Genomic DNA, 15,087 nt, shown 5'->3' with positions numbered 1-15,087 from the left:
CCGCGACGGGCCCCGGGCCGACGCGCGGGGGGGCGCGCCCGGCCCGGCCCGCCCCCCCCCCCCCCCACCGCCCGCGGGACCCGCGGACGGCCGGCGCCGTTTGGTGTTGTTCGCTGCTCACGTCAGCACCCGTCGGGGGTGAACGCCATGCGCAGGTTGGGCAGGTTGAAGACGGCCGCGGTGGTGGCGTAGTTGTTCTGCCGCAGGTTCTTGATGATGATCGAGTCCGCCTGCTGGGAGAAGACGCCGGGGTTGCCCTTCACACCGGGCACCTTGTCCAGGGTGCTGGCGTCCTGCCCGATGTCGATGTTCGTGAAGGAGGCGTTGCCGGCGATCTCGTCGCCGTCGACCACCAGGGTCCGTGCGGTGACAGGTGTGTCGCCGCCGCCGGCGGTGATCTTCAGGAAGACGCCGCCGAGGTTGATGCTCTGGCAGAGGTTGCTCAGCTCCGCCCTGTCGATCGCCGAGACCATCACCAGGACCTGTCCGCCGGTGTCGCCCTGGTTGGGGCTGTCCGGGATCATCTGGTCGAGGGTGGCGAACTGCTCGAACCCGGTGCCGCTGAGACTGTCGGCGGTGACGGTGAACGGCATGCCCGAGATGGCGAACTGCGCGCCCAGCACGCCCTGGGCGGTGAGCATGATCATGCCAGCGGCGCCCGCCACGACGATGCCGAACGTGGCGGCGAACCGGCGCCAGCGCACGCCACTGCGCGGCGGGCCGGGTGCGATTGGTGTTGTTTCCTCCGACATGGCGGCTCCCCTTAAGATCAATCCATCGGCGACAATGGGAATTGCATCTCTGGCCCGCCCTTGTAGGGCGCAGAGCCGAAGTTACCGCCGAGTAAAGGGGAGGTCAACGGCATGTGGCGGCCATTTAGGCGGTATTTGTTAAATGCGGCCAAGGTGAAAAACCGCTGCGGTTTCCGACCGTGTGATCAGGAGTGGTGGGTCGGTGCGCATGGAGCGGTCGTACTCGGACCGTCGTCCGGCCTGATCGGCCGGGTCGCCTGAATCGCACCCTCGGTGCCCAGGAATGGTGCCATGGCCGCGTAGGTGAGCACCGGCAGCAGTTGCGGCAACTCCGCCGTCCGGCCCCGCGCCACACGGCCGCGGACGGTGGCGTAGATGCCGCCGACCACCGTGGACACCAGCTCGTCGCGGTCCACGTCGGCGAGCGCGGGCCCCGAGCCGGCGTCGGCGAAGAACCGGCGGAAGCTGTTGAGCAGCGCGTCGCGCTCGCGGCGGGCATCGGGGCCGGCGGCGTCGACCTCGACGAGCGCCATCCGGGCGAACGCCGGCACGCTCGCCAGCACCTCCAGCAGGGTGCGCAGCGCGGCGCGTGCCGCGTCCGGCCAGGTCGGGCCGGCCTCGCGGTAGGCGCTTTCCATCAGCTGTGACACCACGGCGATCCCGTGCCGGTACGCGGCGAGAAAGGCATCCTCCTTGCCGGTGAACAGGGCGTAGAAGGCTGGCCGGGTCACGCCGGCGGCGTGGCAGATGTCGCTGACCCGGGCGTTGCCGTAGCCCTTTGTCGCCACCTCGTGCACGAGCCCGTCGAAGAGGCGGTCGCGCTGGGTGGCGGCCACGACCTCTGCGGAGACCCGTCGCGGGCCGCGCTTGATCGCGCGGTCCGGGTCACGGCCCGGGCGTGCGCCCGGCAAGGGCGCCGGCACCGACTGAGGGTGGCTCTGCGTGGTCAACTCATTGACCCCCTTTGATTCGTTGACTTTGCGATCCTCCGGGGTTTATAACTTTCCTCACGCTCAGTTCGCTCCCCGTCACCTTTGGTGATCACCCCGGGTGGTCACCCCGACTCGTCGAAGGAGGGCTCGATGGCTGTCATTATCGCCGAACACGAACGCTCTCCCAATGCCGGAAAGGCGCAGGTGACGCGGCTACGCCGCAGTGCACCACGCCGACCCGCCCGCTGACCCGCGGCACCCCCCTCACCCGCGCCCTCACCCGGCGCCTCCTCCACCACCACCGTCCACGTCGGACGGCCACAATCGCCGCCCGGCGCGCCCGGCGGTGACCGCCTGCGCGGTCCGCTCGTTCCCGTCCCACCACCGAAAGGAAGCACCATGCCCAGGTACGGAAAGATCGGCGGGGGCCTCGTCGCCCTCGCGCTGCTGACCGGTCTCGTAGCCGCCCCGCCAGCCTCCGCAGACCCGTCGGCCGCGCTCGCCGGCAACGTCCTGACCTATCCAACGGCCGGCGGCACCGCCGTGGCCGTCAACGACGTCATCCAGGCCAGCCTCAAGACCGGCACCAACGCCACCTTCTACAACTCCACGTCGGGCACCACCGGCATCAAGTGCGCCGCATCCGCCTTCAGCGCCAAGGTGCTCACCAACCCGACCGCCCCGGGCACCGCCACCGAGAGCCTCACCGCCCAGAGCTTCGGCACCTGCACCACAAACGTGTTCGGCACCACCGGAGTGCAGAGCATCGCCCTCAACAACCTGCCGTACGCCACCTCCGTCACCAGCGCCGGCGTCGTCAAGATCTCCGGCACCACGGCGGCGCCGGTCCAGAGCACCGTCGTGCTGAACTCGCTGCTCGGCGCGATCACCTGCGTCTACCGGACCAGCACCAACAGCCTCACCGGTGCGGCGGCCAACGCCACCAACTCGATCACCTTCGCCAACCAGCCGTTCACCAAGTTCTCCGGCCCGTCCCTCTGCTTCGGCACCGCGTACTTCTCGGCGACGTACTCGCCGGTGCGCGACAGCAGCAAGGGCAACGCCGCCGTCTACGTGAACTGACCACGTTCCACCGGGCCGGTGCGCGGCGACAGACCGTGCGCCGGCCCTCGACCGTGCGCGGGTCAGCCGGCGGCCAGCGCCGCGTGCAGGGCGCGCATCGAGCGGATCGCCGACCGGATCTCCTGCAGGTAGCGCCCCGGGGTGAGCGTCTGTTCGGGCAGCACCGCCAGGTCGGCGAGCGTCGGGTCCACCCCGACCGTGTCGATGGCACACCCGTACGGCACGGCCAGGGTGCGCAGCGCGTCGCAGTGTTGGAACGGCACGTAGATCGGTGCGGTGACCATCATGACCTCGTCGCCCGGCGCGAGCCGGACGTGGCCGGCCCAGAACCGCTGGGTGTCGGCGGTGTGGGCACGCCGCTGGTCCGGTTCGCTGGACGGCGCGGCCAGTACCCGGATCGGCGGCAACCCGTCCGGTCGGTAGGTCCGCGACGACCAGGAATGGTGCGGATGGCCGGCGTCGACCCCGTCCTGCTCCGCCGGCGCGGCCACCCCGAACACCCCCCGGACCGCCGAGTCCAGCACGTCCACCTCGGTGTCCTCGGCCGGCAGGCCAGCGTCGGCGAGCGTCGCGCGTTCCCACTCGGACAGCGGTCGGAAGCTGCCCAGGACGGCGACCTCGCCGCTCACCGGTAGGCCGGCGCGCAGCAGGTGCGCGGCGTAGCCGACGCGGCGTACGCAGGCGTGCGCCAGGCCGCCGAGCACCACCAGGTGGGCGTACGCCGACCGGGCCGGTGGCACCGGGTGGATCAGCCGGAGCGCGGCAGCCGCGTCCAGCACGAGGGTCGCGGTGGCCGGGTCGAGGTCGGGCTCCCGGGCGTCGGGCCGTTCCCGGCCGCCGCGGAAGTCCCAGTGCCGGGCGGAGAAGTCGTCGAGGTAGCGGAGCACGTCGGTGAGGTCGCCGTCGGGCCAGGTGCCGCCGAAGTGGGCGACCAGGCCGCGGATCGGGGTGGAGCAGACCCAGGCCCGGATGTCCGCCGTGATCCGCTCGTCGTCCGTTCCGGTCGACGGTGGCGCGTCCGCTCTGTGCACCTGCCGGATGCTACCGGCCAGCCGCGTCAGGGCTGCTGGTTGTGGTTGCTGTCTACGCTGGCGGGAGCCGCTGATGGGGGGATCCCGATGTCTCGTGACGTGGCCCGTCAGCGGTTACGGGAGGGCGGCGGCTCCGGCGCGGGCTTCGTTCGTCTGGTGGCGCACACCGACCCGGTGGCGTTGGTAGGCATCACGCTGTCGATCTTCCTCAGCGTCGTGCTCGACCTCAGCAACGCCGCCTCCGGGGTGGAGTCGCTGTTGGCCGGCCTGATGGGCATCACCATCTCGCTGCTCGTCGACTCGCTGGCCCGCGCGGAGCGCCGCTTCCACCTGCGCACCCTGTTGGACGGGCCGCCCTGGCTGGTCCGCACCACAACGGAGCTGGCCGGGGCCATGCGGGAGGCGGCCGAGCAGCACGCGGGCACCCGGGTCGCGGTGGAGGCGCAGCGGCGCTACGAGCAGTTCCGGCTGGAGGCCGAGCAGCTCGCGGACGGTCGGATCATCCGGCGCGGTGACGAGGACGAGGATCTGGTCGGCGCGACCCGGGCCTGCGTACGCCGGCTGGACGGGTTGACCAACGTGATGCCCCGGGTGAGCGGAGAGTTGAGCTGGTGGCGCAGTGAGATCGGCCGGCGCTACTGGGAGGCCAACCTGGACGCTCTGCAACGGGGCGTCCAGATCACGCGGGTGTTCGTCTACGCCACGCTGACCGATGATCTGTCCGCCCTGGTGCAGATGCAGCGCGCGGCCGGGGCGCGGGTGGGTCTGCTGCCTCTCGGGGTGGTGAGTCCGCACCTGCACGTGAACTTGACGCTCTGGGACGGGTCGAGCTGTTGGGAGGCCCACATGACCGCGCACGGCGAGATCGGCGAGAACCAGTTCTCGGTCAACCGGACGGACGTCGCTCGACTCACCCGCGTGTTCGACCTCTGCGCGAACGCCGCGACCTTCCAGGACTGACGGCCCTCACCGGGGCGGGAGCGGGTGCGCCATGACGTGGAGCGCGGTCCTGCTGGTGACGGCCGTGGTCTGGGCGGTCAGCGTGATCCGCTCCGTCCGGCTCCGCGCGCTGGTCTACAGCCTGCCGCTGCCGATGACGCTCGCCCTGGTCACCACCGGGTACCGGGTGGACGGCGCGCAGGTGCTCGGCGTGCTCGGGCTCAACCTCTTCTTCGTCACAGTGGCCGTCACCCACCAGCGGTGGCGGTGGCCGATCCTGCTCGCCGACGTCGCGGGAATCGCCGCCTACGTGGCGCTGAGCGCCGGCCTGGTGGCCGTCGACATCCCGTTCGAGGTGGCCCTCGCCAGCACGCTCGTGCTCTGGCTGGCGGCCATCCTGTGGTTGCGCCGCCGCGCCCGCCGACGTGGGGCTTGCGCGCAGGAGACGGTCACCGTCGCGGAGACCCGGCCGGACGGGCTGCCGGTGCTGCTCAAGCTGGTGGTCATCTTCGTGGGGGCGGTCCTGACCGCACTGCTCGGCGCGGTGCTGCGCGGCATGGTGGTGACGTTCCCGTACTCGGGGGTGCTGGTCGCCGTCGAGGCCCGCCGGCAGTTGGCCGAGTTCAGCCGGCACTTCGCCCGCAACAGCCTCGCGCTGGTCGGCTTCCTCACCGCGTACCACTACTTTCAGGACGTCTCGTCAGCCGCGGCGCTGGGCGTCGGCTGGACGGCCTTCGCGGTGGTCGCCGCCGCCCTGCACCTGCCGTTGCGCCCTCGCCAGGTTGCGCACGGGGGAGCGGCGAGCTGCCCGCCGACGGCGTTGCGGCCGGCGACCGAGCCACCACACCTACCGGCCGGCCAAGGTGCGGATCGAGTGGAGTGATGCTGCGATTGATGCGCAGAACAGCAGTGAAAGCTGCCCGGTGCCGTGGAAAGCGTTGACGTGCTGTCAGGTCGGGACGTCCATGCGCTACAGGCTGACAGTTGTTCGCATCGGCCGGCGGTGGGAGCGTGCGGTATCCACGAACGCCGCTGAAGGGTTGCCACGATGACCGACGACCTGCTGGCCCGGCACCGGGCAGTGCTCCCGTCCTGGATGCCGTTGTACTACGCCGAGCCGATCGAGCTGGTCTCCGGCTCGGGCCGCCGGGTCACCGACGCGCAGGGGCGCAGCTACCTGGACTTCTTCGGCGGCGTGTTGACCAACATGATCGGGTACGACATCCCGGAGATCCGGGAGGCCGTCGAGCGGCAGCTCGCCACCGGCATCGTGCACACCTCGACGCTCTACCTGATCCGTCAACAGGTGGAGCTGGCCGAGAAGATCGCCCAGCGCTCCGGCATCCCGGACGCCCGGGTGTTCTTCACGAACTCCGGCACCGAGGCGAACGAGGCGGCGCTGCTGGTGGCCACCAACCACCGCCGCTCGCACCAGATCCTGGCCGTGCGCAACAGTTACCACGGCCGGTCGTTCGCGGCGATGGGCGTCACCGGCAACCGCACCTGGTCGGCCAGCGGCCTCAACCCGCTCCAGGTGGCCTGGCTGCACTCCGGTGACCGGGTGCGGGGTCTGCTGGCCCGGCTCAGCGCCGACGAGCAGGTCGACGCGGCGGTGGAGGACCTGCGCGAGGTGTTGGCCACCCAGACCGCTGGCGACGTGGCCGCGCTCATCGCCGAGCCGATCCAGGGCGTGGGCGGTTTCGTGCACCCGCCGGACGGGCTCTTCGCCGGCTGGAAGAAGGTCCTCGACGAGCACGGCATCCTGTTCATCGCCGACGAGGTGCAGACCGGCTGGGGGCGCACCGGGGAGCATTTCTGGGGTTACCAGGCGCACGGCGTCACTCCCGACCTGCTCACCTTCGCCAAGGGCATCGGCAACGGGTTCGCCCTGGCCGGGGTGGTCGGTCGGGCCGACGTGCTCCAGGCGGTGCCGGCCATCAGCTTCTCCACCTTCGGCGGCAACCCGATCTCCACGGCGGCCGGCAACGCGGTGCTCGACTACCTGATCGCGCACGACCTCCAGGCGAACGTGGCCCGCGTCGGCGCGATCCTCGCCGACGGCCTGCGGTCCGCCGTGGGCGGGCTCGACTGCGTCGCCGAGGTACGCGGAAAGGGGCTGATGCTCGGCGTCGAGTTCGTCCGGCCGGGCGGCAGTGAGCCGGATCCGGCGCTGACCAACCGGGTCTTCGAAGCCGCCCGGGACGGTGGCCTGCTGACCGGCAAGGGCGGCCTCCACGGCAACGTGCTGCGGATGGGCCCACCGTTGACGCTGACCGAGGAGGAGGCCCGTGAGGGCCTGGCGATCCTCGTCGACGCGATCCGAACGGCTGCGGGGGTGGCGGCATGAGCATCGGTCACTTCATCGACGGCAAGCGGGTCGACGGCACGTCGCAGCGGCGTGGCGACGTGTTCGACCCGGCGACCGGTCGGCGCACCGCAGAGGTCGAGCTGGCCTCGACCTCCGACGTCGACGTGGCGGTGCAGGCCGCCGCCCGCGCGGCGCGGGCGTGGCGGGACGCGTCGCTGGCCCGGCGGTCGGCGGTGCTGTTCGCCTTCCGGGAGTTGGTGCACGCCCGGCGGGACCGGCTCGCCGAGGTGATCACCGCCGAGCACGGCAAGGTGCTCGCCGACGCCGCCGGCGAGGTGCAGCGCGGCCTGGAGGTCATCGAGTACGCGTGCGGCCTGCCGTCGGCGTTGAGCGGCGCGTTCAGCGAGAACGTGTCCACCGAGGTCGACTCGTACACCATCCGGCAGCCGCTCGGCGTGGTCGCGGTGATCTCGCCGTTCAACTTCCCGGTGATGGTGCCGCTGTGGTTCGTGCCGGTGGCTGTGGCCTGCGGCAACGCGGTGGTGCTCAAGCCGAGCGAGAAGGACCCGAGCGCGGCGCTGCTGCTGGCCGACTGGTTCGCCGAGGCGGGCCTGCCCGACGGGGTGCTCAACGTGGTCAACGGTGACAAGGAGGCGGTCGACGCGTTGCTGGAGCACCCGGAGGTGCGGGCGGTGTCGTTCGTCGGCTCCACGCCGATCGCCCGGTACGTCTACCAACGTGGCACGGCCGCCGGCAAGCGGGTGCAGGCGCTCGGTGGGGCGAAGAACCACATGGTGGTGCTCCCGGACGCCGATCTGGACCTGGCGGCCGACGCGGCGGTCAACGCCGGGTTCGGCTCGGCGGGGGAGCGGTGCATGGCCATCTCGGTGCTGGTGGCGGTGGAGCCGGTGGCGGACGCGCTGGTCGAGCGGATCGCCGCGCGGGTGACCGGTCTGCGCACCGGCGACGGCCGACGGGGCTGCGACATGGGCCCACTGGTGACCGCCGCGCACGCGGCGAAGGTGCGCTCCTACGTGGACGCCGGTGTCGCCGCCGGCGCGGTGCCGGTGGTGGACGGGCGGGACGTGACGCCGGACGGCGACCCGGACGGTTTCTGGCTCGGTCCGACGTTGTTCGACCGGGTGACCCCGGACATGGCGATCTACACCGACGAGATCTTCGGGCCGGTGCTGAGCGTCGTCCGGGTCGACTCGTACGACGAGGCGGTGGACCTGGTCAACGCCAGCCCGTACGGCAACGGCACGGCGATCTTCACCAACGACGGCGGGGCGGCCCGGCGCTACCAGCACGAGGTGGAGGTGGGCATGGTCGGGATCAACGTGCCCATTCCGGTGCCGATGGCGTACCACTCGTTCGGCGGCTGGAAGTCGTCGCTCTTCGGTGACCTGCACGCGCACGGCGAGGACGGGGTGCGGTTCTTCACCCGGGGCAAGGTCGTCACCAGCCGCTGGTTGGATCCGCGGCACGGCGGGGTCAACCTCGGGTTCCCCACCCAGACCTGAGCAGTCGCAGCACGCCCGCCCCGGCCAGGTACGCCACCAGTGCCGGGACGGGTGTGCCGAGCGGCTCCGGGGCGCGGGAGGCCGTCGCACTGTTGAGCAGCAGCGCCGCCACCACGGCGGCGTAGGCGGCCACCGTCGAGGCCGTTCGGGCTGGCGTGCCTCGACCGGTCCGACGCCCGGTGCGATGCCGGCCGCTGCGCGCCTCCACCCGGCCGAAGATGGCGACGAGCACCGCCAGAACGGCGCTGAGCAGCAGCAACCACGGCACCCGCCAGGCCCACCAGGCGGCGCTGCCGACCGCGGGGGTGGGCAGCGCCCCGATCGCGTCGAGCACTCCGATCAGCAGGATCGCGGCGGTCAGGTGCCAGAGGAAGACGGTGAGCACCACGAGGTTGACGCCGATCACCAGCGACCAGGGGCCGGTGCGGCACAGCAGGCGCTCCGCCGGGCCGGACAGCAGCAGGATCAGACCGAGCTGGCCGGCGGCGACGGCCAGCAGCGCGAGGCTGGGCGGCGCGGCGTTGTCCAGGCGCTCGCCGGGCACGTGCAGCATGGCCACCGGCCACGGGCCGGGCCCGGTGAGCAGCAGCACCGTGGCCAGGCCGCCCGCCAGGAACACCAGTCCGGCCCGCCGCGAGGTGGGCAGTCGTCGCCAGCGGCGTACCCCCGGACGGTCGTGGGCCGACGGCCCGGCGGCGGGCGTCGGGCCGGCTTCCGAGGCGGTCGCGGCGGTGTCGCCCGGCGGCCCGGCGGCGGGCGGCGGCGTCTGCCGGGTGTCGTGCCAGGCGAAGCCGAGCTGGTGGACGGCCAGCCAACCGAAGAGGTAGTTGCCATAGCTCAGCGCCTCCGGCCCGGTGAGCCGGCCGAGGTCGCCGAGACCGACCAGGGCGACAAGCGCCAGCGGGATGGTCAGACCGAAGCGACGGTGCAGCGCGTACATCGGTGGGGTGAGCGCGACCGCAGCCAGGTAGGCGACCAGGAACCACAGCGGAATGGTCGCGAACCAGAACACCTCGCGGATCCTGGTGGGGTCGGTGCCGCGCAGCCAGGCGACCGCCGCCCCGGCGGTGAGTACGAGCAGCAGCGTGCTGGTGGGGCGGACCAGGCGGGCACTGCGGTCGATCAGCCACCCGGCGGCGTCGCCGCCGCGGGTCCGCAGGCGGGTCAACGAGGCCGCGTTGGCGTAGCCCCCGACCAGGAAGAAGACGGGCATCACCTGGGCCAGCCAGGTCAGCGGGTACGCCCAGCGCAGGTCGCCGAGCGCCGAGTGCCCGGTGACCTGCCCGGAGGAGTCGCGCCCGATCGCCGTGACGCCCCAATGTCCGAAAACGACCATGGTGATGGCGAGTGCGCGGAGCAGGTCGACATATCGCTCCCGCCCAGCCGGGGTGTGCTCGGCCAGCTGGCGCAGGCGGCGCATCGCCTCAGGCTAGGCGACCTGATGACGGCTGGTGGTGATAACGGTTCGACAGTCAGGACTTGAAGTCCGAGCCCGGCTGTCGTAGAAATTCTTCAGCAACGGAGCATTAACTGAAGAGAACTACCGCCCCTCGCGCGGTGGACGCCTCCCCCACAAGACCGGCGATCCGCCCGACCCGACCCGAGGAGAACCCATGAACAGGCGTGACATCCTGCGGCGCAGCGCCGCCGCCGGCCTCCTGGCCACCCCCGCCGCCGGTCTGCTGTCCGGCTGCGCCACCAGCGGTGGCGGTGACAAGAACGATGCCGAGACCTACCGGGGCACCAAGAGCGCCGAGAACCCGCTCGGCGTGAAGGAGGACGCCCCACTCGAGGTGGTGATCTTCGGCGGCGGGTTCGGTGAGGAGTACGCAAAGGCCCACGAGGCCATGTACACCGAGAAGTACCCGAAGGCGAAGATCAAGCACTCCTCCACCCAGGAGATCAGCAAGACCCTCCAGCCGCGCTTCGTCGACGGCACCCCGCCCGACGTGGTCAACAACTCCGGCTCCAGCCAGATCGACTTCAACGGCCTGGTCAGCCAGAACGCCCTCGCCGGCCTCGACGAACTGCTGGCCGCCCCGAGCCTCGACATCCCCGGCAAGACGGTCAAGGACACCCTGCTGCCCGGCGCGGTCGAGGTCGGCTCCTACGACGGCAAGTTCCTGGTGCTCAACTACACCTACACCGCCTACGGCATCTGGCACTCCGCCAAGCTCTTCGCCGACCGCGGCTGGTCGTACGCGAAGAACTGGGACGAGCACATCGCGCTCTGCAAGCAGATCAAGGCCGCCGGCATCGCCCCCTGGACGTACGCCGGCCTGCACCCGCGCTACATGAGCTGGCCGCTGATCTCCACGGCGATCAAGTTCGGCGGCCCGTCGGTGGCGACCGCCATCGACAACCTGGAGCCGAACGCCTGGAAGTCCGACTCGATGCGCGCCGCCGCCGACGCCTGGCACCAGATCGTCAAGGACAAGTACATCCTGGACGGCTCGCCCGGCCTGGACCACAAGCAGTCGCAGACCGCCTGGTGTCAGGGCAAGGCCGCCTTCATCTCCTGCGGATCCTGGCTGGAGAGCGAGCAGAAGGACGTCACCCCGGCCGGTTTCAACATGACCATCGCGCCGACGCCGAGCCTCGGCAGCGGCGACAAGCTGCCGTTCGAGGCGATCCGGGGAACCGCCGGGGAACCGTTCATGGTGCCCGCCAAGGCCCGCAACGTCGCCGGCGGCCTGGAGTACTTCCGGACCATGCTCTCCAAGAAGGGCGCCCAGGACTTCACGAAGAAGGTCGCCAGCCTCACCGTGGTCGCCGGTGCCACCGAGGGCGTCGAGCTGCCGTACGGGCTGAGCACCGTGGTGAAGGCCCTCGACGCGTCCGGCGCCAACGGCTTCAACTGGGTCTACAACAGCTTCTACCGCAAGTTGGAACGCAACCTCGTCGACGCCGCGTGCGGCGAGTTCTTCAGCGGCCGGATCGGCCCCGCCGAGTTCCTCGAACAGTGCCAGAAGGGCGCCGACTCGATCGCCCAGGACAGCTCGATCAAGAAGTACAAGCGAGCGGCCTGACCGCCCGGCCGGTGGGGGAGAGGTCCGCCCCCACCGGCCGTACCCAAACGGAGAGGTCCCTCTCGTGAAACATGGCAAGTGGCCGCTGATCGTCACGTTCCTGGTGCCACCGGTGCTGCTGTACGTGTTCTTCGTCGTCTCGCCGTACCTCCAGGCGTTCCAGATCTCCACCACCGACTGGCTCGGCTACTCGGCCGACGCCAACCCGGTCGGTCTGGCCAACTTCAAGGCCCTCTGGCACGACGACTACGTGTGGAACGCGCTGAAGAACAACGCGATCCTGCTGGGGCTGGTGCCGGTGCTCACCATCGTGCTCGGGCTGTTCTTCGCCACCATGCTCGCCATGGGTGGGCGCAAGGGCAGTGCCGGCGTCACCGGCGTACGCGGCGGCGCGCTCTACCGCACCGTCTACTTCTTCCCGCAGGTGCTCTCCGTGGTGATCATCGCGTTGCTGTGGAAGGAGGTGTACCACCCCAACAAGGGTCTGCTCACCACAGCTCTGCACGGCCTCGGCCTGCCCGCGCCGACCTGGCTCGGCGATCCGGCGACCGCCTTCTGGTGCGTGCTGGCGGTGATGGTCTGGAGCAACGTCGGCTTCTACGTCGTGCTGTTCGGCGCGGCGATGTCGGCAGTGCCGAAGGAGATCTACGAGGCCGTCCTGCTCGACGGCGCGTCCCGGTTCACCACCCTGCGCCGGGTCACCCTGCCGCTGCTCTGGGACACCGTCCAGGTCGCCTGGGTCTACCTGGCCATCTTCGCCCTGGACGGGTTCATCCTCGTCCAGCTGATGACCAACGGCGGGCCGAACTTCTCCACCGACGTGATCGGCGTACGCATGTACGACACCGCCTTCGGCAGCGAGACCAAGTTCGGCTACGCCTCGGCGATCGGCGTGGTGATGTTCTTCCTGACCCTCTCGGTGGCGGTGCTGTCGCTGCGGGTCGGCCGGCGCGAACGGATCGAGTACTCGTGACCACTCTGGATCAGCCCACCGCGACCGCCCCGACCCCGGTCACCAGCGGGGACCGCCCGGTACGCCGGGAACTCGGCGTGGCCAACGCCCTCTCGCACGGCTTCCTGCTGCTCTGGGGCCTGCTCACCGTGCTGCCACTGCTGTGGATGTTCATCAGCTCGTTCAAGACCAACGGTGAGATCCTCGCCGATCCGTGGGGGCTGCCCGGCGCGCTGCACCTGGACAACTGGGTGCGGGCCTGGACCGGCGCGCACATCGGCCGGTACTTCCTCAACAGCCTGGTGGTGGTGGCCGGCTCGGTCAGCCTCACCATGTTGATGGGCGCCACCGCCGCGTACGTCTTCGCCCGGTACGAGTTCCGCGGTCGCCAGGTCGTCTACTACCTGTTCGTCGGCGGCCTGATGTTCCCGGTGTTCCTCGCCCTGGTACCGCTCTTCTTCGTGGTCCGCAACGCCGGCCTCTTCAACACCTGGCTCGGCCTGATCCTCGTGTACGCGGCCTACTCGCTGCCGTTCACAGTGTTCTTCCTGACCGCGTTCTTCCGGACCCTGCCGAACTCGGTGGCGGAGGCCGCACTGGTCGACGGCTGTGGTCACTTCCGGCTCTTCTTCCGGGTGATGCTCCCCATGGCACGTCCGGGACTGATCAGTGTGGCGATCTTCAACTTCCTCAGCCACTGGAACCAGTTCCTGCTACCGCAGGTGCTGTTGCAGGGCGACGAGTCCAAGTGGATGCTGGCGCAGGGGCTCTTCGCGCTGTCGGTCAGCCAGGGGTACGCCGGCGACTACGCACGGCTCTTCGCCGGACTGAGTATCGCGGTGCTCCCGGTGCTCGCGGTCTACGTGGCCTTTCAGCGGCAGGTGCAGGCGGGCCTCACCGCAGGGCAGCTCAAGTAGAACCAACCTAGCCACCGCTGACCGATCCCGATCACCCCACCCGCAGGCCGATACGACCTTCCCCGCGACTCGTTCACCCCGACTCGCTCACCGACCGGCCCCACCCCGGGCCGGCCCCACCCCGGGCCGCCCCTCGGTGCCGGCCCGCCCCCAAGATCCGCGCAACTCCGGTGAAATTGCTGCCTCACGCCGTGTCGACGCAGCAGTTTCACCGAAAGTGCGCGGATCTTGGCCATGTCGCGACGGGCCAGGGCCGTTGGGGCGCGCCGGCGCATGTGTGGAGCCACCGCGGACCCCTTGATCGTGCTCGATCCAGGATGTAGTCCCCTCCTGGCGGCGTGAGGCCACTACATCCTGGTTCGAGCACGATCTTGGGCCGGGCGGGGTGCGGCGCGGCCGGGCGGGGTGCGAGGCGGCCGGGCCGGGCGCTCCGGGCGGCCAGGCGGGGTGCGGCGCGGCCGGGCGGGGTGCGGCGCGCAGTGCGGTCCGGGGTGCGCCGCGGGCAGGTGCGCCGCGGGCAGATCAGGCGCGGGGCACCGCGGTGCGGGGGCGCGAGGTGCCGTGCCGATGCGGGCGGCGTGAAGCGCGCCGTTGGCTTCAGGGGATGGGGAACAGGCGGGCGTGCAGCGCGCCCGGGTCGGTCACCTCGGGTAGGCCACGGGCGGCGAGCCAGGCCGCGGCGGCGGCCCCGTCTCCGGCGGTGCGCAGTGGCGCGTCCGGCCAGTGTCGCGCGATCTCGGCCCGGACGGCGGCGGCGAGCGGGGTGTCCGCGGTGAGCAGGCCGCCGCCGAGCACGATCGGTGTCGCAGCCCCGGCGGGGCGGATGCGGCTCACGCTCTCGGTGAGGTGCGCGGCGGCGTCGGTGATCAGTTCGGTGGCGACCGGGTCGCCGTGGGTGGCGGCGTCGACGACCAGAGGCGCGAGCCGGGCCAGTTCGACGGGGGGTCGACGGGTCACCGTCTGGATGGTGGCGTCGACGGTGTCCCGGGGGCGGGCGGCGATGTCGGCGCTGCCCAGAATCTCGGTGAGCACGGTGGTGGTCAGCGCGCCCAGCGCACTGCGGGCGTCGAGGTCGGCGAGCAGTCGGCGTACGGCTTCCCGACCGAGCCAGAAGCCCGACCCGGCGTCGCCGAGCAGCCAGCCGTGGCCGTCGGCGATCCGGTCGAGCCGCAGCTCGTGGACGTGGGCGGTGATCGCGCCGGTGCCGGCGATGAGGATGGTTCCGTCCGGGGCGGCGGTGCCGGAGGCGTACGCGACCAGGGCGTCGCCGTGGACCTCGTACGGGCAGCGCAGGCCGGCGTCGTGCCAGGCCTGGTCGAAGGCGGCCCGCCCGGCCGGGTCGGCGAGCAGTCGGCCGGCTCCGGCGAGCCCGATGGTGCCGGCGGCGGCCCGCGTCGGGTCGACGTCGGCGAGCGCTTCGCGGAGCGCGGTCAGCAGTTCGGCGGCGGCGCGCTCGGCGCCGTGACTGGTGGGGTTGCCGCCGCCGGCGCGACCGGTGCCGACGCGTTGCCCGGTGAGGGTGAGGACGGTCGCCCGGGTGGACGTACCGCCGATGTCGAGACCCACCACGACGCTGTCGGACATCGGCACGACTCTCCTTGCGCGGAACGATGATCTGGCT

13 protein-coding genes are annotated in these 15,087 nt (G+C 71.2%); 8 read left to right on the top strand and 5 right to left on the bottom strand.

Translation table 11 applies throughout. The features are described from left to right. Positions 1-122: 122 nt before the first annotated feature. Entirely contained in the window at positions 123-752 is a 630-nt protein-coding gene (locus AB0B48_RS01680; protein ID WP_357194378.1) for a DUF6230 family protein, read from the bottom strand. 185 nt (positions 753-937) lie between these two features. Continuing rightward, complete coding sequence (locus AB0B48_RS01675) at positions 938-1,675, bottom strand: TetR/AcrR family transcriptional regulator (protein ID WP_357194375.1); 738 nt, start codon at positions 1,673-1,675, stop codon at positions 938-940. A 408-nt stretch (positions 1,676-2,083) separates the two neighbouring features. Between AB0B48_RS01675 and AB0B48_RS01670 the strand changes: the two genes are divergently transcribed. Continuing rightward, entirely contained in the window at positions 2,084-2,767 is a 684-nt protein-coding gene (locus AB0B48_RS01670; protein ID WP_357194372.1) for a Tat pathway signal sequence domain protein, read from the top strand. Between the two features lie 62 nt (positions 2,768-2,829). On the opposite strand, the gene AB0B48_RS01665 is transcribed toward AB0B48_RS01670, so the two are convergent. Further along, positions 2,830-3,798, bottom strand: a complete 969-nt coding sequence (locus AB0B48_RS01665; RefSeq protein WP_357194370.1) for a hypothetical protein — start codon at positions 3,796-3,798, stop codon at positions 2,830-2,832. An 87-nt stretch (positions 3,799-3,885) separates the two neighbouring features. Between AB0B48_RS01665 and AB0B48_RS01660 the strand changes: the two genes are divergently transcribed. The 4 genes from AB0B48_RS01660 (at position 3,886) to AB0B48_RS01645 (ending at position 8,568) form a co-directional block, all read left to right on the top strand. Then, complete coding sequence (locus tag AB0B48_RS01660; protein ID WP_357194367.1) at positions 3,886-4,758, top strand: hypothetical protein; 873 nt, start codon at positions 3,886-3,888, stop codon at positions 4,756-4,758. Positions 4,759-4,789: 31 nt separating this feature from the next. Next, on the top strand, positions 4,790-5,620 hold the full coding sequence (locus AB0B48_RS01655) for a hypothetical protein (protein ID WP_357194364.1): 831 nt from the start codon (positions 4,790-4,792) through the stop codon (positions 5,618-5,620). Between the two features lie 165 nt (positions 5,621-5,785). Beyond that, positions 5,786-7,084: an aspartate aminotransferase family protein gene (locus AB0B48_RS01650; protein WP_357194361.1), complete on the top strand. Its 1,299-nt coding sequence runs from the start codon at positions 5,786-5,788 to the stop codon at positions 7,082-7,084. Then, positions 7,081-8,568 (top strand): CoA-acylating methylmalonate-semialdehyde dehydrogenase, encoded by a 1,488-nt coding sequence (locus AB0B48_RS01645; protein ID WP_357194358.1) that lies wholly within the window; start codon positions 7,081-7,083, stop codon positions 8,566-8,568. Before AB0B48_RS01650 ends, AB0B48_RS01645 begins: the two co-directional genes overlap by 4 nt. Here the strand turns inward: AB0B48_RS01645 and AB0B48_RS01640 are convergent. Beyond that, the gene (locus tag AB0B48_RS01640) at positions 8,540-9,988 is read right to left on the bottom strand and encodes an acyltransferase (RefSeq protein ID WP_357194355.1); all 1,449 of its coding nucleotides are present in this window, start codon (positions 9,986-9,988) and stop codon (positions 8,540-8,542) included. The two genes, AB0B48_RS01645 and AB0B48_RS01640, sit on opposite strands and share 29 nt — an antisense overlap. A 193-nt stretch (positions 9,989-10,181) precedes the next feature. Here AB0B48_RS01640 and ngcE point away from each other — a divergent pair, with 193 nt between their 5' ends. From ngcE to AB0B48_RS01625, 3 genes are all read left to right on the top strand, one after another. Then, entirely contained in the window at positions 10,182-11,597 is a 1,416-nt protein-coding gene (ngcE, locus tag AB0B48_RS01635; protein ID WP_357194352.1) for an N-acetylglucosamine/diacetylchitobiose ABC transporter substrate-binding protein, read from the top strand. A 64-nt stretch (positions 11,598-11,661) separates the two neighbouring features. Then, entirely contained in the window at positions 11,662-12,570 is a 909-nt protein-coding gene (locus AB0B48_RS01630; RefSeq protein WP_357194349.1) for a sugar ABC transporter permease, read from the top strand. Further along, positions 12,567-13,466, top strand: coding sequence for a carbohydrate ABC transporter permease (locus AB0B48_RS01625; protein ID WP_357194346.1), 900 nt, complete (start codon positions 12,567-12,569; stop codon positions 13,464-13,466). The genes AB0B48_RS01630 and AB0B48_RS01625 overlap by 4 nt, the downstream gene beginning before the upstream one ends. Before the next feature lie 597 nt (positions 13,467-14,063). Here AB0B48_RS01625 and AB0B48_RS01620 read toward each other — a convergent pair. After that, entirely contained in the window at positions 14,064-15,050 is a 987-nt protein-coding gene (locus tag AB0B48_RS01620) for a BadF/BadG/BcrA/BcrD ATPase family protein (protein ID WP_357194343.1), read from the bottom strand. Between the last annotated feature and the right edge of the window lie 37 nt (positions 15,051-15,087).

The organism is Micromonospora sp. NPDC049089, from assembly GCF_040648775.1.
Taxonomy (GTDB): Bacteria; Actinomycetota; Actinomycetes; order Mycobacteriales; family Micromonosporaceae; genus Micromonospora.
This window is presented reverse-complemented; position numbering and strand designations above follow the sequence as displayed.